The sequence below is a fragment of the Mesorhizobium sp. Cs1321R2N1 genome (genome assembly GCF_037179725.1).
Lineage (GTDB): Bacteria > Pseudomonadota > Alphaproteobacteria > Rhizobiales > Rhizobiaceae > Mesorhizobium > Mesorhizobium salmacidum.
Window position 1 is genome coordinate 36263 of sequence record NZ_JAPYKP010000002.1, and the last position, 25867, is coordinate 62129.

The 25867-nt window shown below is 59.6% G+C and carries 21 protein-coding genes and 1 pseudogene; 5 read left to right on the top strand and 17 right to left on the bottom strand.

Annotated elements, in window-relative coordinates; genetic code table 11:
• Positions 1-198: 198 nt before the first annotated feature.
• Together O7A61_RS00820 and O7A61_RS00825 are read right to left on the bottom strand one after the other, a co-directional pair.
• Positions 199-3309 carry an efflux RND transporter permease subunit gene (locus O7A61_RS00820; protein ID WP_337127989.1) on the bottom strand — a complete coding sequence of 1037 codons (3111 nt, stop codon included), beginning with the start codon at positions 3307-3309 and terminating at the stop codon, positions 199-201.
• A complete protein-coding gene (locus O7A61_RS00825) occupies positions 3306-4463 on the bottom strand; it encodes an efflux RND transporter periplasmic adaptor subunit (RefSeq protein WP_337127990.1) in 1158 nt (385 codons plus the stop codon). The genes O7A61_RS00820 and O7A61_RS00825 overlap by 4 nt, the downstream gene beginning before the upstream one ends.
• 55 nt (positions 4464-4518) lie before the next feature.
• Here O7A61_RS00825 and O7A61_RS00830 point away from each other — a divergent pair, with 55 nt between their 5' ends.
• Positions 4519-4650, top strand: coding sequence for a hypothetical protein (locus O7A61_RS00830; RefSeq protein WP_337127991.1), 132 nt, complete (start codon positions 4519-4521; stop codon positions 4648-4650).
• 637 nt (positions 4651-5287) lie between these two features.
• On the opposite strand, the gene O7A61_RS00835 is transcribed toward O7A61_RS00830, so the two are convergent.
• The 15 genes from O7A61_RS00835 to O7A61_RS00905 all read right to left on the bottom strand — a co-directional run bounded on the left by O7A61_RS00835 (position 5288) and on the right by O7A61_RS00905 (position 21222).
• Positions 5288-6280 carry a YoaK family protein gene (locus O7A61_RS00835; RefSeq protein WP_337127992.1) on the bottom strand — a complete coding sequence of 331 codons (993 nt, stop codon included), beginning with the start codon at positions 6278-6280 and terminating at the stop codon, positions 5288-5290.
• A gap of 35 nt (positions 6281-6315) precedes the next feature.
• A complete protein-coding gene (locus tag O7A61_RS00840; RefSeq protein ID WP_337127993.1) occupies positions 6316-7983 on the bottom strand; it encodes an NAD-dependent malic enzyme in 1668 nt (555 codons plus the stop codon).
• Positions 7984-8170: 187 nt separating this feature from the next.
• Complete coding sequence (cyoD, locus tag O7A61_RS00845; RefSeq protein WP_337127994.1) at positions 8171-8566, bottom strand: cytochrome o ubiquinol oxidase subunit IV; 396 nt, start codon at positions 8564-8566, stop codon at positions 8171-8173.
• Complete coding sequence (locus O7A61_RS00850; RefSeq protein WP_337127995.1) at positions 8563-9195, bottom strand: cytochrome (ubi)quinol oxidase subunit III; 633 nt, start codon at positions 9193-9195, stop codon at positions 8563-8565. Before O7A61_RS00850 ends, cyoD begins: the two co-directional genes overlap by 4 nt.
• The gene (gene cyoB / locus O7A61_RS00855) at positions 9192-11180 is read right to left on the bottom strand and encodes a cytochrome o ubiquinol oxidase subunit I (protein WP_337127996.1); all 1989 of its coding nucleotides are present in this window, start codon (positions 11178-11180) and stop codon (positions 9192-9194) included. Before cyoB ends, O7A61_RS00850 begins: the two co-directional genes overlap by 4 nt.
• Positions 11177-12028: a ubiquinol oxidase subunit II gene (gene cyoA, locus O7A61_RS00860; protein WP_337127997.1), complete on the bottom strand. Its 852-nt coding sequence runs from the start codon at positions 12026-12028 to the stop codon at positions 11177-11179. Before cyoA ends, cyoB begins: the two co-directional genes overlap by 4 nt.
• 89 nt (positions 12029-12117) lie before the next feature.
• Positions 12118-13851, bottom strand: coding sequence for a ubiquinone-dependent pyruvate dehydrogenase (gene poxB, locus O7A61_RS00865; RefSeq protein ID WP_337127998.1), 1734 nt, complete (start codon positions 13849-13851; stop codon positions 12118-12120).
• A 295-nt stretch (positions 13852-14146) separates the two neighbouring features.
• Complete coding sequence (citG, locus tag O7A61_RS00870) at positions 14147-15076, bottom strand: triphosphoribosyl-dephospho-CoA synthase CitG (RefSeq protein ID WP_337127999.1); 930 nt, start codon at positions 15074-15076, stop codon at positions 14147-14149.
• Positions 15048-15599: a citrate lyase holo-[acyl-carrier protein] synthase gene (citX, locus tag O7A61_RS00875; protein WP_337128000.1), complete on the bottom strand. Its 552-nt coding sequence runs from the start codon at positions 15597-15599 to the stop codon at positions 15048-15050. The genes citG and citX overlap by 29 nt, the downstream gene beginning before the upstream one ends.
• 2 nt (positions 15600-15601) lie before the next feature.
• On the bottom strand, positions 15602-17122 hold the full coding sequence (gene citF, locus O7A61_RS00880; RefSeq protein WP_337128001.1) for a citrate lyase subunit alpha: 1521 nt from the start codon (positions 17120-17122) through the stop codon (positions 15602-15604).
• 29 nt (positions 17123-17151) lie between these two features.
• Positions 17152-18018 carry an aldolase/citrate lyase family protein gene (locus O7A61_RS00885; RefSeq protein ID WP_337128002.1) on the bottom strand — a complete coding sequence of 289 codons (867 nt, stop codon included), beginning with the start codon at positions 18016-18018 and terminating at the stop codon, positions 17152-17154.
• Entirely contained in the window at positions 18015-18305 is a 291-nt protein-coding gene (gene citD, locus O7A61_RS00890; protein WP_337092129.1) for a citrate lyase acyl carrier protein, read from the bottom strand. The genes O7A61_RS00885 and citD overlap by 4 nt, the downstream gene beginning before the upstream one ends.
• 17 nt (positions 18306-18322) lie before the next feature.
• A complete protein-coding gene (citC, locus tag O7A61_RS00895) occupies positions 18323-19369 on the bottom strand; it encodes a [citrate (pro-3S)-lyase] ligase (RefSeq protein WP_337128003.1) in 1047 nt (348 codons plus the stop codon).
• Between the two features lie 15 nt (positions 19370-19384).
• Positions 19385-20332, bottom strand: coding sequence for an AEC family transporter (locus O7A61_RS00900; protein WP_337092126.1), 948 nt, complete (start codon positions 20330-20332; stop codon positions 19385-19387).
• A complete protein-coding gene (locus O7A61_RS00905; protein ID WP_337128004.1) occupies positions 20326-21222 on the bottom strand; it encodes an HpcH/HpaI aldolase/citrate lyase family protein in 897 nt (298 codons plus the stop codon). The genes O7A61_RS00900 and O7A61_RS00905 overlap by 7 nt, the downstream gene beginning before the upstream one ends.
• Positions 21223-21861: 639 nt before the next feature.
• On the opposite strand from O7A61_RS00905, the pseudogene O7A61_RS00910 reads away from it, so the two are divergent.
• From O7A61_RS00910 to O7A61_RS00925, 4 genes and pseudogenes are all read left to right on the top strand, one after another.
• Positions 21862-22184 (top strand): annotated as a pseudogene (locus O7A61_RS00910) (HEPN domain-containing protein); the annotation flags it as partial.
• A gap of 175 nt (positions 22185-22359) precedes the next feature.
• Complete coding sequence (locus O7A61_RS00915) at positions 22360-22926, top strand: hypothetical protein (RefSeq protein ID WP_337128005.1); 567 nt, start codon at positions 22360-22362, stop codon at positions 22924-22926.
• 137 nt (positions 22927-23063) lie between these two features.
• Positions 23064-24278 carry a 5-aminolevulinate synthase gene (gene hemA, locus O7A61_RS00920; protein WP_337128006.1) on the top strand — a complete coding sequence of 405 codons (1215 nt, stop codon included), beginning with the start codon at positions 23064-23066 and terminating at the stop codon, positions 24276-24278.
• Positions 24279-25030: 752 nt separating this feature from the next.
• Positions 25031-25846: an SDR family NAD(P)-dependent oxidoreductase gene (locus O7A61_RS00925; RefSeq protein ID WP_337128007.1), complete on the top strand. Its 816-nt coding sequence runs from the start codon at positions 25031-25033 to the stop codon at positions 25844-25846.
• Positions 25847-25867 lie beyond the last annotated feature (21 nt).

Here is a 25867-nt window from a genome sequence, read left to right on the forward strand (position 1 = left end):
GATATGGAGAGTTAGGCATTTCCGACCTTCTGACGATGTTCAACTGTGGACTGCAGTCGTCTTGGCCAAGAAGGAGACGGTTTTCCGAGTTCTTTGGCTGAGATATATGGCCCGCCGGCTGTAATCGACGTCTTGAGTTTGGTCGGTCGGAGCCTCCTGATTGGATCCGATGTTGAGCAAGAAACGCTCACGCGAATTCTACGCCTCGACCACATCGGGATACTTCTCTTTCGCCGGCTGGCGCCGGCGCCGCACCAACCCGCTGAGTTGGTCGAGGTAGAGGTAGACGATCGGCGTGGTAAAGAGCGTCAACAGCTGAGAAAGCAGCAGGCCGCCGACGATAGTGTAGCCGAGCGGCTGGCGGAGTTCAGATCCAACGCCGGTGCCGAGCATCAGCGGGAGGCCGCCGAGGAGCGCCGCAACAGTAGTCATGAGGATAGGACGGAACCGTAGCCGGCACGCTTGATAGATTGATTCCTCCGGGCTCAGTCCCTCGATGCGTTCGCGCTCGAGTGCGAAGTCGACGAGCATGATGCCGTTCTTCTTGACGATGCCGATGAGCAGGATGATGCCGATCATGCCTATTACGTCGAGCGGTCTCTGCGCGACCATCAGCAACAGAAGCGCACCGATGCCGGCCGACGGCAGCGTCGACAAAATGGTGATGGGATGAATCAGACTCTCGTAGAGAACGCCGAGGATAATATAAATGACCACAAGCGCTACCACGACCAGCATCACTTCTCCCGACAGGGCTGACGTGAAGGCGTTCGCATTACCTTGGAAAGTGGTCGTGAGCGACGCCGGCTTCCCGCTTGTCTGCTCGATTTGGTGAATGGCGTTGACCGCGTCGCCGAGTGCCACGCCCGGTTTCAGGTTGAACGAGATCGTAGTCGAGGGGAACAGGCCCTGATGGTTGACCACGCTCGGCGCCGTCGTGACTGCATTCTTGACCAGGGTGTCGAGCGGTACCTGCTGCCCGGCAGATGAGGGTGTATAGATGTCGCTGAGCGCCTCGGGGCCGGTTTGGAAGCGCGGGTCGACCTCGAGCACGACGTGGTATTGGTTCAGCGGCGTGTAGATGGTCGAGACAATTCGCTGGCCGAAGGCATCGTCCAGAATGTTGTCGACCGTCCCAGGCAGGATGCCGAAGCTCGATGCGACTTCGCGGTTGACGGTCACATTGAGCCGCGGCCCGCCACTTTCCTGGTCTGTTGCCACGTCCGAGATCAAGGGCAGCTTTTGCAGCTTTTCGAGGAAGAAGGCCGACCAGTGATCCAGCTCGTTGGAATCTGCATCCGTCAGCGAGTACTGATATTGCGTTTTGGCGACACGCGCCCCGACGGTGATATCTTGCGCTGCTTGCATGTACAGCCTGATGCCCTCGATTTTAGCCAATGACGCTTGCAGGCGATTGATCACCTGGTCGGCGGAAGCATCGCGCTGCTCGCGCGGTTTCAGGGCGATGAAGAGGCGGCCTTGATTAAGGGTGGAAGTCGCACCGGAAGGCCCGATGCTGGACCCGACCGAAGCGACTGCCGGATCCGCGATCACCACATGGATGGCTGCCTGTATGCGCGCGCTCATCGCCTGAGATGAGACATCCGGCGCTGCTTCCGCGATGCCGGTTATCATTCCGGTATCCTGTTGCGGGAAGAAGCCCTTAGGAACGACAGAGTAAAGGTAGCCGGTGAGCCCGATCGTGCCGAGCATTACCAGCAGTGTGATGAACCGGTGCTTCAGGGCTACACGAAGAGCCCGCTCATACGCGCCAAGTAAGCCATCGAAGCCGCGCTCGAAGAACATATAAAGGCGCCCGTGCGTCTCGGCCGGACGCTTCAGGAGGCGGGCACACATCATGGGGGTCAGCGTCAACGAGACCAGAAGTGACAGCACGAGCGAGACGCTGACCGTGATGGCAAACTCCTGAAACAGCTTGCCGATATAGCCACCCATGAGGAACAGTGGAATGAAGACCGCAATTAGCGAAAGCGTTATTGATACGATCGTGAAGCCAATTTCGGCGGAGCCTTTGAGGGCGGCCTCCATCGGAGAAAGACCCTCCTCCAGGTGACGTGTGATGTTCTCGATCACGACAACGGCGTCATCAACCACGAAGCCGACAGCAATTGAGAGCGCCATGAGCGACAGATTGTCGAGATTGTAACCCAGTGCGTACAGTGCGGCGAATGTTCCTACGAGCGAGAGCGGCACTGTCACGGCCGGAATGACAGTCGCCCAGACATTACGCAGGAAGATGAAGATGACCATGATCACGAGCGCAATCGTGAGAATCAATGTGAACTGAACGTCCTTAACGGAAGCGCGGATGGTTTGAGTTCGATCCGAAAGAACATCGAGCTTGATCGCCGGTGGGATTGAGGCTTGAAGCTGCGGCAACAACGCCTTGACGCGATCGACCGTGTCGATCACGTTGGCGCCAGGCTGGCGCAGGATCGTGAGGAAAACCGCGCGCTGGTCATTGTACCAGCCCGCGTTGAAGACGTTTTCCGGCCCCGCTGTCACATTGCCGACGTCGCTAATGCGAACCGGTGAGCCGTTTCGGTAAGCTATGATCAGGTTTTGGTACTGGTCTGGTTTTACGATTTGATCGTTGGTGTTGAGCGTATAACTCTGTTTCGGACCGTTGAGAGTGCCCTTCGGCTGATCGACATTCGCCTGGCCGAGTATGGTGCGTACATCTTCCATGCTTATGCCGCGATTGGCGAGCGCTTGCGGGTCGACCTGAACACGGACAGTAGGTTTTTGCTGGCCGCCGATCCCGACCTGTCCGACGCCGGCGATTTGCGAGAGCTTGGGGACAAGGATACCTTCGACATACGCATCTACTGTAGTGAGCGGGACCGATTTGGAGGTGAGGGCGAGGACCAGGATAGGCGTATCGGCCGGGTTCACCTTGCGGATCGTGGGAGGGTAGGTCATGCCTTGGGGCAAATACGGGCTTGCGGCGTTGATGGCTGCGAGCACGTCGGCGGCAGCACTATCGACGTCACGGCTCAGATCGAACTGAACCGTGAGCTGTGTGGTACCGAGCCCACTCACAGAACTTAGCTGCGTGACGCCCGGAATAAGCGAGAGCTGCTGTTCGAGTGGGGTCGCGACCGAGGATGCCATCGTCTGCGGATCGGCGCCTGCAAGCTGCGCCTGGATCTGAATGGTCGGGAAGTTCACGTTCGGCAGGGCTGCCACGGGCAGAAGCGGGTAGGCCGCGAGCCCCAGCAGCAGCACTGCCAGCATCAGCAGCGCCGTCGCGATCGGGCGGCGGATGAAAAATGCCGAAACATTCATGGGATTTCCTGCTCGATAGAGCTCTGCAACTGAGCGCCGCGAGCGGCCTGTCCAGTCAGTGCCTGGATGGAGGCACCCGGCTGCAGTCGATACTGGCCGTCCACGACGACCTTCTCGCCAGCCTGAAGCCCGGAATTTATCAGGGCTATGCCCTCGTCAATCTCCGCGACCTCGACTGGACGCGTCTGGACTGTTCCGTCGGAGCCGATGACCCATACAAACGATCCTTGCGGCCCTTGCTGCACGGCCGAACCGGCGATCGTCAGGCCGCCTTGGCGGGTCTCGAGAAGCAGTCGAACATTGAGGAGTTCGCCGGGCCACAGTGTGCGCTTGGCATTGGGGAAGCTGGCACGCAGTCGAATCGTTCCGGTGGTCTGGACGATTTGATTGTCAATGAGATCGAGCTTGCCTGTATCAAGCTTGACCTTGTCGTCTTGACTGTATGCGAGGACTGTCAGCGGTCCCGTGGCCATTTGCTGCTGGATCTGAACGAAGTCGGTCTGCGGCAGGAAGAAAAACAGGGAGGCCGGCTGGATCTGTGCGATATCGACAAGACCGTTCGCGCTGGACGGAGTGATGATATTCCCTTCGTCGACCTGACGAACGCCCGTCACCCCGTCAATCGGAGCCGTCAGCCTCGTATAGCTCAGGTTCGTTCGCGCCTGGGCGATAACGCCTTCGTCGTATTTCACCTGCGCCTGCAGTTGGCTTAATTGGGCATTCTGGGTTGCCACCAGCTGCGTGGTGGCGAACCCCTTCTGCTGCAGGGCAGTATAGCGGTTTAGATCGGCGCGGGCATTGAGGAGCTGCGCCTGATCGCGGTCGCGGGTCGCGATCGCCTGGTCAAGCTGTGCCTGATAAGGCCGCGGGTCGATCTCGGCCAGAAGATCGCCCTTCTTCACTGTCTGTCCCTGGATAAAGGCGATCTTGATGATCTGTCCGGTGATTTGGCTTTGGACAATCACATTGTTGTAGGCGACGACTGTGCCCATCCCGTGCAGATAGACGGGCACGTTGCTACTCTCAACTGTTCCGGCAACCACTGGAACGGCCGGAGGTGGGAGGGCGGCTTGGGCCGGTGGGGTCGTATCGCTGACGTACCACACTGCCAGCCCGGCGCCGCCAATGACAGCTATCGCCGTGATGAGCACCATGAATCTTTTTCGCATAAAAGCCCCGCTTTAGTAGCACCCGGGAAGAGATCCGGCTGTGCTCGTCGACCCGGAGGCCGAGTTGAAACTGCTCCCGCTGCTCGGGCCACTGCACGGCGCCCCACTGCTGGACGAGGGGACTCCCATCGCAGTGCTGCCGATTGTATTGCTCTCGGTGCTCGGCGCCTGAATCGTGATTATTGGGCTCACGCCGGCATTGCTCAATTCAGTCGAGCTCAGCGGGATTGTGCTGCCATTCAGTGCAGAACTTGTGCTCGAACCCGGAGTTGACAGAGGCGACGCAGTGCCACGCGAAGATAAGTTGGGCGAGGACGTGCAATCCGAGGCTGCGGCCATAGGGGCGGGCGTTGTGAGTCCGCCTCCGTCGAAGGTCGAACAGGTTGTGCCGATTGCTGTGCTCATTCCCCCTGGATCAATCTCGGTTGCACCCAGAGGAATGCCGGTGCTGGACGTACCCGAGCCGCTGGACCCCGGGATGCCGAGCGCGGAGGTCGCTCCTAATGCCTGTGTGTTCATCGTTTGCGAATAACTTGCGCTGCAGCTGAACAAGAGGGCAACGATGATCAAGGACGTCCGTTGCATGGAATCTCCTGTTGTTCAACGAGGGCATCGCCCGGCGTCGCGCCAAGGCGAGGGGAACTTCTTCGTGATCGACTGTCGCTGTTCGGTATGCCGGAGTGGAAACCGATACTCCACCCGTGGGCCGGAACAGCACCTGTTCAGTAGCTAAGGCTCCAAGCGGAAACTGGCTTGATCGCTACTGCTGCGATTGGCTTGCTCTTGCGCAAAGAGATTGCCGACAACGGTCAGGCCAGTCGGAACTGTTCGTCGGCCGCTGCCAACCTATGGTCATCGCAGGGCGCATCCTGCCGACCATCCTTGTTCTTGTAGAACTGAAGGTTGAATGCGAAATTCAGTTTACTTGGTGGACATATTGAGCCGCTATCGTCGCCCCTTGACGTTCTTTTATCGACAATCGTCTTGGGCCGGCCGCGTGGGCCTGTCCCCAGCACGACAGCGATAAGCGCGCCGCTTGCCGGCAGCAGGATGGACCACAGGCCGAATGCTTGTTCGCAGGCCGCACCGATTGCGCATCCGATGAAGAAGCCGGCAATCACCAGTCCCGCGCGCTGCGCCCGCTTTCTTGCGTTGATCCGATCGCCGGTACTGCTTCCAAGCAGCGCCTCGCTGAGATCCGCCACGAAACGCGTTATGTTGGTTGTCATGACCGCAGTGGAAGGCGCTCCCTTCAAGAGCTGCACAAGAGCGTTTTGAACAGCCATGGCCGAGACGCCCAGCATGCCCGCGACAACCATGTTCGCTGAATCAGGATCCACATGCGGTCCGTTCTCGATACAGGTGGCAAGGAAAGCAGAAAGAAGGGCGAACTGCAGCAGGAGCAGAGGCAGCAGAGAGGGGATCCGCATACGCTCCAATCCAGTCACAAGAAGTTTCACCAGGGTAACTACGAGCACGAACACCGGAACCGAGATCAAATGAGCCACCGGCGCTTGACCGTCGCCGACAAGCCTGGCGGCAAGAACAACGAGATTTCCGGTAATGTGGGCTATGAATAGGCCGCCAAGTCCGAGAAAGCCGATGACGTCCACGCTGCCTGCGATCAGGCTGAGCGCAAACAGCAACGGTTTACTACCGGCCGACTCGTCGACCCAGTCCACGATCGCGGCCCCCTTTATCACACCCGTATCAACACTGCCTGAATGCGACGCGGCTACGCCCGGTTCAGCGCAGACTGCCGACGACCCCTCTCCAGAATGTACAGTTGCGCGCTCGCTCATGCCTGATCCGCATGCATCGGTTTGGGAAAGCGATCTTAGCCGGCTTCATCCGAATAGATTGGTCGGTAAGCGCAAGCACTGATCAGCGCACCGATATCGTTCGGGCGCGGCACCTTTGCCAAGCCCTGGTCGAAAATGTAGGCGGCGATCCGCTCGGCGACATGGAGCGATGCCTCGAGAATGCGGCTCTGCGGCGGATAGATCAGTCCGGTCGCGAGGTGCTCCTCACTAACCTGCTCCGCCACAGCCTTGGCGGCGATGATGAACATGTCCTCGGTCACCCGGGTGGCGTCGGTGGCAAAGACCGCTAAGCCGATGGCCGGGAAGATGTAGACATTGTTGCCCTGTCCCGGCACAAAGCGCCGCCCGTCGATCTCGACTGGTGGGAACGGGCTGCCGCTCGCGAAGACTGCCCGACCTTGCGACCAGCCATAGGCCTCCGCGGCGGTGCACTCGGAGCGCGAAGTCGGGTTGGAGTAGGGAAAGACGATCGGCCGTTCGTTGATCTCGGCCATGGCCTCGATGACCTGCTGATCAAACAGGTTCGGCGTGGTGCTGACGCCGATGATGCCCGTTGGCCTGAGCGCCTTTACCGCCTCGACGAAAGTCGCTACCGGCGCATGATCCAGGGCGAACCGCTGCTGAAAGTGGGTCAGATCAGTGCGCGATTTCACCAGCAGGCCATTGACATCGAACAGGGCGTTGCGGCCCCGCGCCGCCGTGAGCTCCGTGCCCTCGCTCGCCATCGCGAGGCTGATCAGTTCGGCAATGCCGGTCGCCGCCGAGCCTGCGCCGAGGAACAGGAATCTTTGCTCGGAGAGCCGCTGCCCTGAGATGCGCAGCGCTGCGTAGATGCCGGCCAGCGCGACACCTGCGGTACCCTGGATGTCGTCGTTGAAAGTGCAGATCCGGTCGCGGTACCGCTCGAGAATGGGAACAGCGTTGAAGTTTGCGAAGTCTTCCCATTGGATACAGCATCTGGGATAACACGCCTGCACAGCATCGACGAATTCGTCGATGAAGGCCGCATACTCCGCGCCCCGGATTCGCTCACGACGCAAGCCGAGATACAGCGGGTCCTCCAGGAGTTCGTGATTGTTGGTGCCGACATCGAGGACGACCGGCAGACAGTGTTGCGGCGGCACTCCCGCGCACGCGGTGTAGAGCGTCAGTTTGCCGATCGGAATGCCCATACCGCCGGCGCCAAGATCGCCAAGTCCGAGGATGCGCTCGCCATCGGTGACAACTATGAAGCGCACATCCTTTTCCGGCCAATTGGCAAGCAGCTCTTTCAGCCGACCGCGCGCACTGATTGGCAGATATATACCGCGCGGCGCGCGGAATATGTGACCGAACTTCTGGCAAGCCTCGCCGACTGTCGGCGTATAGACAAGCGGCATGTAGGTGGCCGGGTCCGACATCAGGAGCGCGTAATAGAGCGTCTCGTTGCGCGTCTGCAGATCCGACAACACCAAATACTTCTGCAAATCGTCGTCGAGAGCGGCGATCTCTTCATGCAGGCGAGCGACCTGCAAAGCGATCGTGCTCACCGCGGGCGGCAGCAGACCCTCCAGTCCCAAAGCTCCCCGCTCTGCCTCGGAGAATGCGGTCCCTTTGTTGAGGCGGGGATTGCGCAGCAAGCTGCGGCCGGTGGGATGTTCCGTGGTAGGCACCTCAATCTGGATCGATGCGCGCGCGGTCATTTGATTGCTCCGATGTGATGTGTACCGGGTTACTCTCGAAATAGGGGACGTGAGCGGTCGCCGCCGCCGGGCATCGCTGATGTGAGACGCTCCGCTTCGGTGAGTGTTGGCGACAACGTGTGCCGGGGTGAGGCCTTTCAGATAGGCGGCGTGCAGCTCTCAGCTGGTCGGCGCAGCATGCGATAGTTCAGCGTTGCATGTGCAAGTCCATCAGTTCGCGCGGAGGGATCATGTTGTTGTTCAAGTTGGCCATGATCCACAGCGAGCCGGCGACGACTAGGATTACGATGAGTACGCCGAACGCAAGCGCCAGCACGTTATTCGTGTTGTCCGGCCCCGTCGTAATGTGCAGGAAGAAGACCAGGTGAACTCCCATTTGAGCGATGCCAAGGACGGCGAGACCGAGAGGGATCCCGGGTGCCCAGAGCAGCGAGGTGTTGGCGACCCAGAAGGAAATGGACGTGAGGACCGCCGCGACAATCAATCCAATGGTGTAGACGAGCACGCCGGCCGATGCCTTCTCTTCCTTTTCAGGGAAGACTGACCTGTCTCCGGGCGCGCGATCGAAGCGTATTTCCGTCATGAGTGGATTCCCATCAAATAGACGACAATGAACAGCCCAACCCAGATAATGTCGAGTGCATGCCAGAACAGGGAGAAGCACTGCAGCCGGCGCTCCACCGTGGGGCGAAAGCCTTTGACCGCGAGCTGCGCCATCATCACAGACAGCCAGATCAGACCGGCGCTGACGTGCAGCCCGTGACAGCCGACAAGGGTGAAGAATGCTGAGAGAAACGCGCTGCGTTGCGGGGTCGCTCCACGCGCGATCATACCGGTGAACTCGCTCAGCTCGAAAACGAGAAAAGCGGCGCCCAGGGCGAATGTGAGCGCTGCAGTCAGATAAGTGGCCCCGCGGCGTCGCGAGCCGACTGCCATCGACATCAATCCACACGTGTAGCTCGAGGCAAGAAGGCAAGCGGTTTCGATCGCGACGTCGACTTGATTGAACAGCTCGGCGCCCGTCGGGCCGCCCGCAGTGGCGGTCGCGAGCACAGCGTAAGCGGCAAAGAGCGCTGCGAACATCACGACGTCGCTAAGGAGGAAGATCCAGAAACCGTAGGCAACGACGATCCGCTTCGGAGCCGGTCCGGCTTGGCTTGTGCTCGGCAGTGACGGGCGATCGACTTCGCCAACAGCGACGGTGAGGTTCATACCACAACCTCCAGCTGGTGAGTCCGATCAAACCGCGCAATCTGCTCGGCCGGTACTTCCGTTTCCTCGTCATTGCGAAAGGCGAAAAGGAGCACCGTCAAGAATGCGCCGAACAGCCCCAGGCTGACCATCCACCAGATGTGCCAGATCAACGCGAAGCCGGTGACGACAGCAAAGAATGCGGTGACGAAGCCTGTCGGGCTGTTCTTCGGCATCTCGATCGGTTCGTACTTGCGCGGCCGCGCCGGTTGATCCTGATTTGCGGGCTTCCCTTCCTTGAGGGCCCAGTATGCGTCGGCCCCGTCGACATGCGGCAGAATTGCAAAGTTCCAGGCCGGTGGCGGCGAGGCAGTGGACCATTCGAGCGTGCGGCCGTTCCACGGGTCGCCCGTTGCGTCGCGCAGCTGCTCGCGGTTGTGGATCGAGACGATGAGCTGGATGATCTGGCAGACAATGCCCGCCAGAATGACGACAGCACCGGCTGCCGCCAGCAACAGCCAGGGTTGCCAGTTCAGATCGTCGTAATGTTGCATGCGCCGGGTCATGCCCATCAGCCCCAACGCATAAAGCGGCATGAATGCGATATAAAACCCCACCAGCCAGCACCAGAACGAGGCCTTGCCCCAGCGTTCGTCGAGCTTGAAGCCGAACGCCTTCGGGAACCAATAATTGTAGCCTGCCATCGCCCCGAATACGGTGCCGCCAATGATCACGTTGTGGAAATGCGCGACGAGGAAGAGGCTGTTGTGCAGCTGAAAATCGGCGGGGGGCACGGCCATCAAAACGCCGGTCATCCCGCCGATGACGAACGTCACCATGAAACCGATAGTCCACAGCACAGGCACCGTGAACCGGATGCGCCCGCCCCACATAGTGAACAGCCAGTTGAAGATTTTGACGCCCGTCGGCACCGCGATGATCATGGTCATGACCCCGAAGAAGCCGTTGACGTCTGCGCTGGCGCCCATTGTGAAGAAGTGATGCAGCCATACCAGGAAGGAGAGGACGCAGATCGCCATGGTAGCTGCCACCATCGAACGGTAGCCGAACAGCGGCTTGCCTGAAAAAGTAGCGATAACTTCCGAAAAGACGCCGAACACCGGCAGGATGAGGATGTAGACCTCCGGGTGACCCCACACCCAGAACAGATTGACATACATCATCGAGTTGCCCTGCCCATCGACCGTGAAGAAATGAAAGCCGAGATAGCGGTCGAGCAGGAGCATCGCGAAGGTCGCGGTCAGAACCGGAAATGCTGCGACAATGAGCAGGTTCGCCGCAAGCGAGGTCCAGCAGAAAACCGGCATGCGCATGTAACCCATTCCCGGAGCGCGCATCTTGAGAATTGTGGTGACGAAATTTATTCCCGTCAGCAACGTGCCGATGCCGGAGATCTGCAGCGCCCAAAGATAGTAGTCGACACCGACGCCGGGCGAGAACTGCAGCTCGCTGAGCGGCGGATAAGCGACCCACCCTGTCTTGGCAAACTCGCCGACCACCAGGGAGATGTTGATCAACAGGACGCCTGAAGCCGTCAACCAGAAGCTAACAGAATTCAACGTCGGGAAGGCCACATCGCGGACACCGAGCTGCAGTGGCAAGACAAAGTTCATGAGGCCGATTACGAGCGGCATGGCCACGAAGAAGATCATTATGGTGCCGTGCGCCGAGAAGATCTGGTCGAAATGCTCCGGCGGCAAATATCCTTGCGCGCCGCCAGCCGCGACGGCTTGCTGCCCCCGCATCATGATTGCATCGGAGAATCCGCGGAGCAGCATGACCAGCGCCAACAGGAAGTACATGACTCCGATACGCTTGTGGTCAACGGATGTGATCCACTCACGCCACAGGTAAGGCCAATGCCCCTTCAACGTGACCCAGGAGAGGACGACCAGCACGGCTAAGCCCATGACCGCCGACGCGCCCATGACGATCGGCTGGTCGAACGGGATCGCATCCCAGCTGAGCTTGCCAAGAAGATTCATTTTTGCGCCCTTTGTTCAACCGCCTGGGAGAGATCCGATGGATCATCCGGCTGTAGTCTGGTGCTCAAGATGCTTTTGAACAGATTGGGAGCGACCTCGCGATAGCTGAAAGGCGCAACCGCTATGCTGGGCTTGGCGAGACCGGCATAAGCCTCTGTGTCGAGCACCGGACCAGTATTGCGAGTTGCGGTCACCCATTGCTCAAAGTTTTCGGCAGGCACCGCCTCAACGTTGAAGCGCATATCGGCAAAACCATCGCCGCTGAACTGGGCCGACAGTCCTCGGTACATTCCAGGACGGTCAGCCTGGAGGTGAAGACGCGTCGTCATCCCTGCCATCGTGTAGATCTGGCCGCCCAGCTGCGGTACGAAGAAGCTGTTCATGACGCCTGACGAGGTCAGCTCAAAGCTGAGCGGCGTGCCGACCGGAATTGTCAGCTGATTGACGCTAGCAATGCCTTGGTCAGGGTAGATGAACAGCCATTTCCAGTCGAGCGAGACGACCTGAATAGTGACGGGTTTTATCGTGTCGGCAATTGGCTTGCGCGGGTCGAGATCGTGTGAGCCGATCCAGGCGACTCCGCCAACCAGCAGCACCGTCATGGCTGGAATCGACCAAACCAGCATCTCGAGACGACCGGAATATGTGAAATCCGGCAGGTAGCGGGCTCGCGTATTCGAGTGGCGAAACCAGAACGCAACGCCGAGCGTGGCCAAGATCGTCGGGATCACGATGGCAAGCATGATGCCGAGCGAGTTAAACAGAATTTGCCGCTCACCGGAGGCGATCGGTCCTTTTGGATCGAGCACGCCCTCAGCACAGCCACTGAGTGTCGAGGCACCGATCAAAACAATAACCGATACGCGGTCTCGCTGACAAACCCATGAGGTCAGCCGAAGCCGGGAGCAGAGGCTGGTCCTAATCTCCATCACTGATCTCAGCGCAATACGTTGGTCTTTGCGAGGTCGATGACCTCGTCGCCTCGGCCGCTAATCACAGCCTTAACCATGTAGAGGGTGAACCCTTTCGCCATCTCCATGGTGATGGAAGGCGGTATTGCGAGCTCGGTCCGGTTGACCACAGCATCGATCAGAACCGGCCCGTCATGGGCGAGGGCATCCGCGATTCCGTCGTCCACCTCCGCCGGATCCTCGAGCCTGATGCCCCGGATGCCGACAGCTTCGGCCATTGCGGCGAAGTTCGGATTCTTCAGCTCTGTGCCGAAATCGAGGAAGCCGGTAGATTTTTGCTCGAGTTCGATAAAGCCCAACGCGCCGTTGTTGAACACCACCACCTTCACGGGAAGGCGATGCTGCGCCAGCGTCAGAAAATCGCCCATCAACATAGCGAAGCCACCGTCGCCGGACAGCGAGATCACCTGCCGATCGGGAAATGCGGCCTGGGCACCGATCCCCTGCGCCATCGCATTCGCCATCGAGCCATGCCAGAAAGAGCCGAGCAGCCGCCGCTTTCCGTTCATGGTGAGGTAACGCGCGGCCCACACCGTCGGCAGACCGACGTCACAGGTAAAGACAGCGTCCTTACTGGCCTGGTCGCTGATCGCCTGAGCGATCTGCTGCGGATGAATGAGCCGCTTTCCGGGCGTGCCGATCGCGAGACCGTCGAGTGCCTTGCGCGTCCTGACGTAGTGCTGCCGTGCCTGGGTAAGGTGCGTATCGTCGCGTTTCTCCGTCAGCAGCGGCAGCAAAGCGGTGATGGTGGTACGGACGTCTCCCACAACGCCGAGGTCGACTGCAGCGCGACGGCCGATGTTCTCTGCCCGCAGATCGACCTGAGCAATGCGGGCGCCACCACCTTCCGGGTAGAATTGGCGGTAGGGGAAATCGGTCCCCAGCATGAGCAGCACGTCACAGGCGCGCATTGCATGGTAGCCGGAGGAGAAGCCGATCAACCCGGTCATGCCGACATCGTAGGGATTGTCCCACTCGACATGCTCCTTGCCGCGGAGCGCATGAACCATTGGCGCCTTGAGGCGCTCGCCAAGCGCCAGCAACTCGTCGTGGGCGCCCTGACATCCCGAGCCACATAAGATCGTCACACGGCCATCACCGTTGAGGAGCGCTGCCAAACGATCGAGGTCGTTCGGCGACGGCATTACCATCGGCGCGGATGGGAGCAACCCGCCTAGTTTGACCGGCGCGTCGGCAGCGGGCTGCAGCGCGATGTCGCCGGGTAAAACGAGCACCGAAACGCCTCGCTTGCCGACGGCCTGGCGGATGGCGATCTCGAGAGCCCGTGGCATTTGGTTGGGCCCGGAGACCAACTCGCAATAGTGGCTGCATTCCTGGAAGAGCACCTGTGGACGGGTCTCCTGAAAATAGCCGCTGCCGATTTCGCCCGAGGGGATCTGGGCGGCAATCCCCAAAACGGGGACGCGCGAGCGGTGACAATCGAACAGACCATTGATGAGGTGCAGGTTGCCGGGTCCGCAGCTTCCCGCACACACTGCGAGCTCGCCGGTCAGATGCGCCTCGGCGCCGGCGGCAAAGGCAGCAACTTCTTCGTGCCGGACGTGGATCCACTCGATCTTGCCTTGTTGTCGGATGGCGTCGGTCAGACCGTTCAGGCTGTCCCCGACGATGCCGTAGATGCGCCTGACACCCGCGGCGGCGAGGATTTCCGCGAACTGATCCGCCACCGTTTTTGCCATTTGGATTTCCTTACCTGACGCGTTCCGGCCGTAGCAGCGGCTCCAGCCTGCTGCCGTCTCAGTGCCGGATCTCCTATTGTCGATCGGCGAGGGCCCAACATTAGTGGATGCGATGACCCGCTGGCTTCGTCGTTCTTGCCGCGCCTGTGACGATGTTGCGCTAACTGAAACAAGCTAGCCAGGACGCGCCTTGCCCCCTGCAGCATCTTCAATTCAATGCTAAATGGGTCGAGACCAAGCCCCGCCGCGCATGCAGTTATCTCGATGGTGTCAGACGCAGGATCTCGAGAGCGAGTCAGATCCGCGCGTCTTCGTTAACAGCGGGAAACTGCGCGATGAACCATGTGAGGCCTAGCAGATCTGCGGTCCCTCCTGGGCTGAGATGGCGCCTGATCAGCGCGTCATCGAAGGCTACCATTTTCGCAGCACCATCCGGTGCCAAGGCGCCGCCCGCCTGCAGAAGCTTTGTGGCGTATGTGCGGACGTAGCCAAGGCCAGCAAGACCGCCTCGGGAAACGAGGTTGGTATCGTCGTTGACGGCCAACAGATGTAATAGCGCCTGTAGGAGCGCCACTTCTTCGCTTACGCCGTCGAACCGTAAGCCGTCGTACACTGGCAACGCCGTCGTGCGCACTGTCGCGAAACCAGACGCTGCCTCTCCTCTGGCACCGGGGAAGCCGAAGCGACGGAACGCCCTTTCACCCGCCGTACCCGCCTCCAGTGTGCCCTTAAGCTCCCGATCAACGAGTCCGGAGCAAATGCCTGCCACCTCGGCGCACATGCTCTCTCGAGTCAAATCGAACCCATTCGTCAAAAGCCGACCGGCGGCGAAACAGAGCAAGCCGAAGGAAAATATGGCGCCCTTATGCGTGTTAATGCCGTGTGTCGCCTGCAGCATCGCTTGTTCGCACTGGAGTCCGATGGGCCGCACCAGCGGCAGCGAGAGACAAGCAGCGATTCCAGCGGATTCATGGCCCATCTCCAGGAAGCGCGGCCACCAGGGAGCAATAGCCCGCGCACTCGCCAGGAACGTATTTATGTCCATGTCGTAGTGAGCGCCGCAATTGCGCGCGTCAACCAGCCCGGGCTTGGGGGTGAGCATCACCTCTGTGAGCAATGCCTTGTTGACATAGTCCGCAATCGCGGCAGCGCCAATTGTCTGTTGCGCTTTGTCCTGCGAAGCGCGCCACGGCCTGCTATATGGCTGTCCGTAGATCATATTCATGGACGATCTTTCTCAACGTGCTCAACAGCTCTTCCAGCGGGTGCCTGCGCGAGCGGCTGCAGACGTGCGCCGGCTGTGGGCAGACGAGGCAGGGGCGCGGAGGAAAGCCGAGGCTTCGGCGGGATAGTGAGCCCGTCCCGGGAGCGATGACATCCAAATCCCACAGGCGCCCGATGGGGTGACGGTCTTCAAGCTCGATGGCAGCCGATTTGAGGGTCCATGCGTCCGTGTCAATGACGTAGAGCGCCTCCGGGCCGGTCTCCTGCCACAAGGCTTCGTGCGACAGGACGCTCCAGCCCCGCCTGAACGCGACGTCATCCAATTCTCGAAGCCCTTGGGCCATCAAACGTCGCGGTAGTTGGCCATCCTTGATCGGACCGGGGATCACGAGCGTCACTGAAATTAACGGTCTGCCGAATCGCGCGAGAGCAACGGCTTGGCGCGCAACCCGCTGCTCCCTTGCGACCAGCATCTGCTCGAGGCCGATACTGGTCTCACCGATCATTTCGGCATGGGAATCCATGATCAGCCCTTCACCTGCCGCACGACATCGATGACGCTGCCGTCGCGATAACGGACTACGCCGACGATGCGGTCGGTGAATTCGAGCGGTTCGGGCTCTCCGGTCAGTGTCACTGCCCGCTGGTGCAACTCTTCGATTGTCATGACCGGCAACCGGGCTTCGCGGAGGCGCTGTTCGACTTCGGGGCGGTTCCGGTTTACCGCGATGCCCTGATCCGTCACGACAACATCGACCGATTCGCCAGGGGTCAGCCTTGTCGTGACGCGTCGAACAACTGTGGGAATCCGGCTGCGCACCAAAGGGGCCACAATGATGGTCAAGTCGGCCGCCGCTGCCACGTCGCAATGCCCGCCAGATGCGCCTCGCATGACGCCGTCGGAACCGGTGATCACGTTGACGTTGAAATCAAGATCGATCTCCAAAGCACTTAAAATCACTATGTTCACGCGATCGACGTATGCCGCCTTGGAGGTGGGATTCGCATATTCGTTTGCCGAGATCTCCAGATGTCCGCTTGAGGTACGCAGCGACTCCGCGGCATCCTGGTCGAATGACTGCACATCGACGACCGTCTTGATCAGACCCTTCTTGTGCAGATCCGCAATGCCACCAGTAACGCCGCCCAACGCGAAGCTTGCTTTGATTCCCCTGCGCGTCATGCGCTCCTCCAGGAACCGGGTAGCAGCGGTGGCCGCCGCTCCCGAACCGGTTTGCATTGAGAAGCCATCAACGAAATAACCCGAGTGCTCGATCACGTCCGTTGCATGCCGGGCAATCAGCAATTCGCGTGCATTGTTCGTGACCCGCGCGGCGCCTGCGCTGATCTTCGACGGGTCACCGACTTCGTCGAGCTTGACGATCCAGTCGACGCGATCCTGCGAAATGCTGGCCGGGTGGTTCGGGAAGTCGACCACTTCTTCTGTCAACACTACGACCTGGCGAGCGAATTGCGCATCGACCTTCGCGTAGCCAAGCGAACCGCAATTCAGCCTGCCATGAGTTCCATTGGCGTTTCCGAACTCGTCGCAACAGGCTACTGCCAGGAAAGCCACGTCGATTTGCAACTCTCCCGTCTGCAGCAAGTGGACACGGCCGCCATGCGAGTGGACCTGTACGGGCCGCGCCATCAGGCCGTTCGAAATGGCTTCTGCGAGCTTGCCGCGCATGCCCGAAGTATAGATTTCAGTGATGACACCGCTCTTGACGTGGTCGACGAGAGGATCGTGGCAGCCGAGCAGGGAGCTCGACGCGAGCGTAAGGTTCTTGAAGCCGAGCCGCGCCAGAGTGTCGACGACCCTGTTGACGACTTTGTCGCCCTCTCGAAAGGCGTGATGGAATGAGATGGTCATCCCATCCTTGAGCCCCGATCGCTCGATGGCTTCCTCAAGCGATCGGCAAAGTTTGCGGTGCAATTTCGTATCGACGGCATCGAGATAAGGGGTCTGGGCCGTCGCTCCCGTGAAAGGCTGCGACTGGCCAAGTACGGAATCCGGCGATTGCAGTGGCGTGAGCGAACTGGTCATAAGTGTCGTCCTCAATCGAAGTGTTTGTTTCAGGCCGCTTCGGCAAGCTGCAATGTCATTTCAGCCTCTTTGAGCACTGGTGGGTCAATCATCTTGCCATCGAGTGAGACGACCCCCATTCCTTTGCGGAGCGCTTCCTCTGCCGCTGCAATCACGCGTCTGGCGTGATCGACTTCGTCCTGCGTCGGCGCGTATGCTCTATGAAGAAGGTAAACTTGCTTCGGGTGAATCAGCGATTTTCCGTTGAAGCCGAGCTGCTTGGCGATTTTGACCTCGCGCTTGAACCCCTCGTCATCGTTCACATTGCCATAGACGACATCGAAGGCGTCGATATGCGCCGCTCGCGCGGCGTGCAGGACCGCAGCTCGCGCATAGAACAGCTCGGGCTGCCAGTCGTCGCTGCGGTGCGTATGCATGTCGACGAGGTAGTCGAACCCGGCCATGGCGATCGCAATCATCCGCGGCGACGCACTTGCGATCGCCATGGCGTTGACAACGCCCGAGGCGGATTCGATCGCTGCCATCAGCTTTGTGTCTCCGACAGGGCGTCCGCACGCGATTTCGATCCGTGTCACGTGTGTCTCGAGCTCATGGATCGCCTCTGGGCTTTCTGTCTTGGGTAGCCGCACCACGTTGGCGCCCCCTCTGATGGCGGCCTCTAGATCCTTCCTGCCGAACTCCGTGCTGAGGCTGTTGATGCGCACGACGGTCTCGATATCCCGATACACGGGGTGCTGGAGCGCCTGAAAGACGAGCAACCGCGCCGAATCCTTCTCACGTGGTGAAACCGCGTCTTCGAGATCGAACATGATCGAATCGGGTTTGTAGATGAATGAGGTGCTCAGCATCGCGGCATTGTCGCCGGGGACGAAGAGCATGCTGCGACGCAATTTCATGACAGCCTCCGCCAATCCAGGTCCTCGGACCCGGAGCCACGCAACGTCGCGGCCTGAACCCGTGCCCGGATGACACAATCCAGCGCGCCCTTGTCTTCGATCACCACGGATCCGGCCTTGACAGAAAGCTGATCCAGGGTCTCGGCAACGACACGCGCGATCTGCTTGCCGAACTGCTTGAATACTTCGCTCTTGATCACGATTTCACGTGTATCGCTGGGCGCAACCTTGACCAGCAGATCACTAGATTCCAACGTGCCGGCTATAGCTTCCTTGACAATCTTCATTGAATTTCGACCTTTCATCATGCCCCTTGAACAACTTGCGGATAGTCTTGCTCCAAAAACTTCATGGTTGTGGCTGGCACCAGTTCCTCGATAGCCTTGAAATTCCGGTGCGCGAGCAATCTTCGGACCTCGGTCGCTGAGACCGGGGTCCCATGGATCGATACTCTGGGCACCTCGATCACCTTGATCGGCGGAGCCGGCGAGGCTGGTTGCTGCAGCCACTGTCTCATCTCAGTGTTGTAGCTGTTCGTGACCAGGTCGAACGGCTCAGTGCCCACGTAGCGGTGGGTGATGCCAAGGGCCGGTGCGATGTATTCCCGGAACAGAAGCAGATCGATAGCGGCCCAGCTATGATCGACGAGCGCTTTATCCTTCAGAAAGTAGCCCGGGAAGGTGGCGCGCGAGATTATGTAGTCGGAGCCCTGATGCAGCGTCAGGTTGTCGATATCCTTTACGCCCGCCGCAACGAGGGCGAAGCGATCGGCATAGGAGATTGACGATGCATCTTCCCTGACGAGGAAGAGATGGATCCAGTCGCAAGCGGCCGCCGCCTGCTCAACCAGATAGCGATGGCCAAGCGTGAACGGGTTCGCGTTCAGGACGATGCCGCCGATCGTGACGCCCGGCCGGCGTTGCTCACGCAGCCTGTCGCAATATCTTTGAATTGCGACCGTACTATTCTCCATCAGCACGATCTGCCGGGGAACCTCGACCAGGGGGTAGAAGCCCCAGCCGCGGAATAAGGTTTGGTTATGCGGTGGGGAGTAGAGGAAGAGGTGGAATTGCCCTCTCTCTGCCGCCAGGCTGACGACTTCGCTGCCCAGCCGCAGGCTGAGCGCCTCACCGCGTAGATGCTCGGCGACAGCGACACACTTTATTGTGCAGTGGTCAAGACCCGCGCAGGCGACGACGGTCCCTTGGTGTCGGCAGACAACGAAAATCTCGATTTGGCTGTCCAGCTCCAGATTATTGGCAGCCAGGAGCCGCTTTACATCCTCCATCTCGTGCGGCGCCTCGTCCGGCCGCACACTATGAAAATGATAGAGATCACCTGGGGCGTTCATAGCTGACCCCCCCTCTCACGATATCATCAGATGTTGTGTCGCTACGATCATGAGCGGGATCGTTGCGAAGGCGAGCACCCTCGTTGCAAGAATGGTGGTGGAGGATTCTGACTCGAGAACATGGTGCTCTTCGGCGAACATGGTTGTGATGACCGCCGAGGGGAGTGCCGCGAGCAGGATTGCCTCCCGCGCGACGACGCCGGTAATCCCCAATGCCAGGACGGCCGCGAACATCGCGACAGGATGAACGAGGTTCTTGACCAGGCAGTCGATGGCCACTGCCTTTGTTAGCTCCACCTTTTCCTCGGCGATGATGAGCCCGGCAAGAAAAAGAGAAATCCCCGTTGTGGAATTGCCTATGAGTTTAAGCGAGTCGATGGCGAATGCGGGGATGTGCAAGTCAAGGAGCATCAGCACGATGCCGATGAATGGGACCCAGACTCTCGGCTCACGTATCGCTTTCACCAGCGTGATGAAGAATCTACGAGCCCCCGCGCTCTTGCCGCTGTTGGAGCCAATTTCGAGGAGCACGGTGGTAAGCGGAACGATGATCAGCGATGGGACCAGGTTCGCGATGAGAATTGGGTAGAGGCTTGAAGGGCCGAATAACTGCCCGAGGACCGGAACGCCCATGAATACCATATCGGGGAAGGCGAGAAGGCTCGCCCTCAGTGTCGACGTGCGCAAGTCGTAGCGAAGGACAAACAGGCTGCCGAGCAGGATGGCGAGGTAGGGAACCGTAAGCCCCACCACGAACAGCAAGGGTATCCTGTAGTCCATGAGGTCTGAGCGGGGCGTCTGTAAGATTCCGGCCAGAAGCAGAGGCGGCAGGAGCCAGGTCAGCACGAGCCGGGTCAGCATTGCCCGGTCGGTGCCTCCGAAGAACTTCAGGCGCGCCGCGCGATATCCGAGAAAGATTACAAAGGCTACGGGCACAAGCGTCACGGCGATGGTGTTTAACATGCCGGCGCACCTGAGCTGCTGCGCAGTCGGTCTGTGATAGTCAGGACCCGCATCGCCTCTCGGATCATTGCCGGTTCCACGACGTGACCGTTCAAGACGGGCAAGTCAGTACCGGCCGCCGTGCTAGCGGCGATGACCGAACGAGCATTGGCTACGGCGTCCGGTGGTGGTGTGAAGACGGCGTCAATCGCGGCCAGCTGCTCTGAATGCAGAGCTGCCTTGCCAGTCATGCCGAGCCTGCGACTCGCTACCGCGTCGCGGTGAAGGCCCTCATTGTCGCGCTTGAAGTACGGCGCGTCGATCGCGGCGATCCCGGTTGTGGCTGCGGCCGCCACCGCCTGAGATCGTGCAAACAGCAGGTTTTCCCAAGAACCTTCGGCTCCCAGGTCGGCCGCCAGGTCGCCGCCGCCGAGGAAGAGCCCGCAGACTCGTCTATGGGCTTCTGCCATCAGATTGGCAACGAAGACTGCTCGTGCAAGTTCGACCATCGGGATGATGCCGATAGTGGATTGCGAGCGGTCCAGTATGTCCGCCACCATCCGGACTTCATCCGCGGACCGGCATTTTGGGATGATGATTGCGTCCGGACAGCTTCCTCCTTCGTGGAGGGCGAGCAGGTCACGAAGTCCTTCCGCCGAGCGTGGACTGTTGATGCGTAGAATGCGCACAAAGTCCGTGTCGATTGGCTGGCGCAAGAACGCCAGCGCAGCCTCACGCGCCCGCTGCTTGTCCACGGGGGCGACGGTGGACTCGAGATCGAGGATGAGAGCATCGCCGCTAGCACGACCAGCCACCGAGAAGAGATCGGGGCGCGAGGCAGGTGTGAGCAGAAAGCTGCGGCATGCACGGAGCCTGGTGTTAAACGAATTAAGCTCGGGGGTTTGGAGCATGTTAGGATCGTGCGGCGCACTTTGCTCTGTACCAGTGCTCGCTGGCCCGTTGCTCCGGGATGTACTATCGCTCCAGCTTACCCTGGTCCTCTCGACCCCTTTTTCAGTTGCAGAATTCGACTCGTTAACCGCTGTCATATCGTCACCATTCCGCAAATGGAGGCTCCCATGCTACGGTCGCTTCCAAAGTGAGTTCGTTCGGACGAGAGAAAGCTACCCGCTGGGGCCTGGGATGACTTGCGCCGCCTTGCCGTGAGTGGTGTGCCTTTGCGGTATTAGTCGAAGACGATCCCCGAAAACTGCCCGACAAGTTCGAGCCGGCGGGTAAGCAGTGCGTCACGTTTGATGGTTTGGCCCATCGGATCATCCTCCTCTAGTCTCTTTTCGTTCCCCGGCGTCGGTCCGGAGGGCCGTTCAAAAGCCGAAACCAATCGGGCCAACGCGCCGGCGTTCTCTGTCGTCTCGACGTGGCTCTTGAGCAGGTCCGAGATGTCGACGCCCGTCCTTCGTTCAGTAGGGCAACCTGCGCGACTTAAATTTCGGTCAGATAACGGCTTTGCGTTTCCGGCGATTACCGGACGCGCCAGGTGATGGCGGAGTTGGTGATATAATTCCAAGCCGAGCCGACAGCGGCGGCGGCAAGCGATCGAGCACTGCTACGCGACGCTACTACTGGTTCTGACCAATTACAGCCCACCTTCACACAAACTGTCTTTCCTGCGCGCCTTGGCGGAAGAACAGGACCGGCGCCTTTCCGAAGTATGGCCAGGCGACCAGCAGCGCTAACGCGCGTGGTTCAACACACTGAATCAGGCCTATGTCAAAGCGCGGTACTCCAAGCATTACGCGATCGGTGAGGAGGCCCTTGCTTAGCTCGGCGAGCGCACCTTCGAATTGCACAAGCTCGTTGAAGAATCTGCCGCGCTCGTCTGGCGCGGCTGAAGGAAGCCGCTTGCGGCTGACGTCCCTGGCAATATTCCAACGATCGCTAAGCGGCCCGTGTGTTTATGGATCTGCCATGCACAATGGACCTGATCTCAGGGTCATTGACCTCCTGTTCAGGCCAGAACCGCGCTTCACGACGAGGAAATCCTGACTCGCGACGTCAATGCACTGGCTGGCAAATGCCGCCGGGTCGTGAGTGAAGCTCAGCTTGCTCGTCAACATGATGCTCAGCCGAGCATCGACAACCAGGACCGCTGTGCGGCCATGGGATGTTCCTTCGCCTGCACCGAACAGACCACCGCCGGCGCGCTCGCTGCGATCGCACTCGCCGCCAGCGTTTATCAGCGTGAAGACGCTTCCATTCCCCTGGTCGCTCTCATATTCGTGGCTGCGTTCGGCACGTTGGCGATCTCGTTTTGGCCCTACATGATTCCGTTCTCGATCACGATCGAACAGGCGGCTGCCCCTCATTCGAGCGTTGCTTTTATGTTCTGGGAGAGGGCTCTTCGTGTTCCCGCTCATGCTGCTCTACACGGTGATCGGCCTAACCATGTTCAGGGGCAAGTCGGCAGCCACATCCAAAACGATGCGTGGCCCTCGGTAGAAAGCCCGAAGCGTGACACAGACGATTTTATCAGCATTGTTGCCTGTTGCATTTGTCGTCGCCGGATCCGGCCTAATCATTCAGGGCAAGATTGGGCAAGGCGCCGCAACACCGACAAAGCGCGCAAGCATCACTTAGGCAATAGTGACTCTTGAGAACCCCGCCAAGACACCACGCCACTGTGTGGGGCCGGCATTGGCACGCTCTTCGATTCCCTATCTAGGCGGTCGCGCCGTGCTGACCCGATAGAAAGTCGGAGTCCAAGCCTAAGGCCGGGCGCCGAGGAGCATGCATGGATATTGAAGCATTTTTCGCCGCGAAGCTCGATAGCCTTCACAACGAGGGACGTTATCGGGTCTTTGCTGATCTGGAGCGCAGAAAGGGCGACTTTCCGCGGGCGATCCGGTATGCAAATGGCACTCGAAGCGAAGTGACGGTCTGGTGCTCGAACGACTATCTGGGCATGGGCCAGCATTCGCCGGTGATCGCCGCCATGCACGAAGCGCTCGACCGTTGCGGCGCGGGCGCGGGCGGCACGCGCAACATTTCCGGCACCAACCACTATCACGTGCTGCTCGAGCATGAGCTTGCCGATCTGCACGGCAAGCAGGCAGCGCTGTTGTTCACCTCGGGCTATGTCTCGAACTGGGCCACGCTCGGCACGCTGGGCGCTCACCTTCCGGGTGCCGTTATCTTTTCCGACCAGAAGAACCATGCCTCGATAATTGAGGGTATCCGCCATTCGAAGGTGGAGAAGCGGATCTGGAGGCATAACGACCCGAAGGACCTCGACCGGCTATTGTCGGAATATGGCCGCGAGGCACCGAAGATCGTCGCCTTCGAGAGCGTCTACTCCATGGATGGCGACATTGCGCCGATCAAGGAGATATGCGACGTCGCCGACAAGCATGGCGCCCTGACCTATCTCGACGAGGTGCACGCGGTCGGCATGTATGGGCCGCGCGGTGGCGGTTTAGCCGAACGTGAGGGGCTGATGGACCGCATTACCATCATAGAGGGGACGCTCGGCAAGGCTTTCGGCGTGGTCGGCGGCTATATCGCAGGCTCGGCCGCGCTCTGCGACTTCATCCGCAGCTTTGCTTCTGGACTCATCTTCACGACCTCGCTGCCGCCGCATGTCGCGGCGGGAGCGCTTGCGGCCGTACGTCATCTCAAGGCGAGCAATGCGGAGCGTGAGCTGCATCGCGACCGGGTCGCCAGCGTGCGCGGTCGTCTGGAGAGAATCGGGATCCCGTATCTGCCGAACCTCAGCCACATCGTGCCGGTGATGGTGGGCGACCCCGTGAAATGCAAATGGATCAGCGATACCATGCTGGATAGCTATCGCATTTACGTCCAGCCGATCAATTACCCCACGGTGCCGAGGAAAAGCGAGCGGCTTCGGATCACGCCGTCGCCCCTGCACACCGACGCCGATATTGACCATCTGGTCGGCGCACTCTCCGACCTCTGGTCGCGATGTGCATTGGCGCGGGCCGTCGCCTGACGGCTGCGACTGCAGAATTCAAGGACGTCACGGTGCAACGGCTCTAGTGTGGAGCCTCAAGCGTTTACAGGCGTGGCGAGGGAGCCGTGACTCCGTATGCCAGGACTCCTCAATGGTAGCCCCTAATGGCGCATTTTGCCATCCTGCAATCGTCCGGTTCGGTATCGGCCTTGCGACCAGGAACTGCGTTGGCCGGCGTGTCAAGAACCGAGAATCATACGTAAGCGTCAAATTCGACAAACCGAGACCTTATTGTCGTCCACTTGGGTACAATTGAGCGGCTGACGAGCAGGGAGGTAAGTTTTGGATATCTGCAAGAGTCCGAAGGTCTCCCGAAATGATCTTAGAATATCCTGTGCTCTCTCCACGCGGCCTGCTTTCCGTCGGCCTTAAGCAAACGTGGCCAGGAAGCTTCCAACTTCGACGTAAGAATTGCGAGTTCAGGATAACTCTCTCTCATGCCGCATTTCCTGGTGTGATTATGCTCCGGGTAAGCGATGATGAGTTGCTGCGCGAGCCAGAGGCGATCGTCAGGGGTTTGGTGCGAAAGGCCTGGAGACTTTTTTGGATTTTGGATGACCGCGCTATACCGCAGCAGGGTGGCAGCTACATCAATGATGGCCCTATTGGTGCTAGACGGGGCAGCAGCACCAAAGAATGCAAGCGGTGAAAGGTAACCGCCATTGTGTTGGCCGATTTGTAACGCGATGCGACTGGGCTTTGCTATATGAGGCTGGGGAGGGCTAAATCGGATGCGGTTCGAAAATAAGGATGTTCTCGTAACCGGCGGGAATTCAGGTATAGGGCGCGCTATCGTTCACCGGTTCTTGCGAGAGGGAGCCAGAGTGGCCTTCGTTGGACGCGATCCGAATAAGGGCCGGACAGTCGAGGCGGAAGCAACAGCAATGAACGGGCAAGCACGCTTCTTTCGATGCAATCTCGAAAGCGAGGACGAGGTAGCCGATTTGATCGAACAAATCGCGAATTGGGGTCGCTTGAGGATCGTCGTCAACAATGCCGGCCTTGGTCCTCGCCGAAGTGGCGCCGTGACTGCAGATCGCCCCGGCCTTCGATGGGACAAGCTGAGGGGCCCCAATCTAGATTCTGCCTACTTCGTCTCTTCCTATGCATTACCGCTACTTCGCGATTCTGGCGGTGGCGCCATCGTCAATATCTCGTCGACCGCTACTTTGCACGGCAATTGGGGTCTTTATTGTGTGGCAAAGGCTGCTGTGGAAGCGCTCACCAAGTCCCTGGCTGTCGAGGGTGCACCTCATGGCATCAGGGCGAACTGTGTAAGCCCTGGCTGGGTTTCCACCGAGACCGATGCGAAAAGGCCAGCCTCCGGTAGCGCAGGCGATTGGAAAGTTCCTCCGAGCGCTTTCAATCGGATGGGATTGCCCGCCGAAATAGCGGCCGTCGTAGCATTTCTCGCGAGCGATGACGCCTCGTTCGTCACAGGCCAAACGCTCATCGCCGACGGTGGGTTGACCATCCTGGATTATCCTTCGCTGCCACTCCTTGAGGACGGCGGTGCAACGTTGTTCTCCGGCACGCTCGAAGACTGATTGCTGGCTTGATCTATCCAC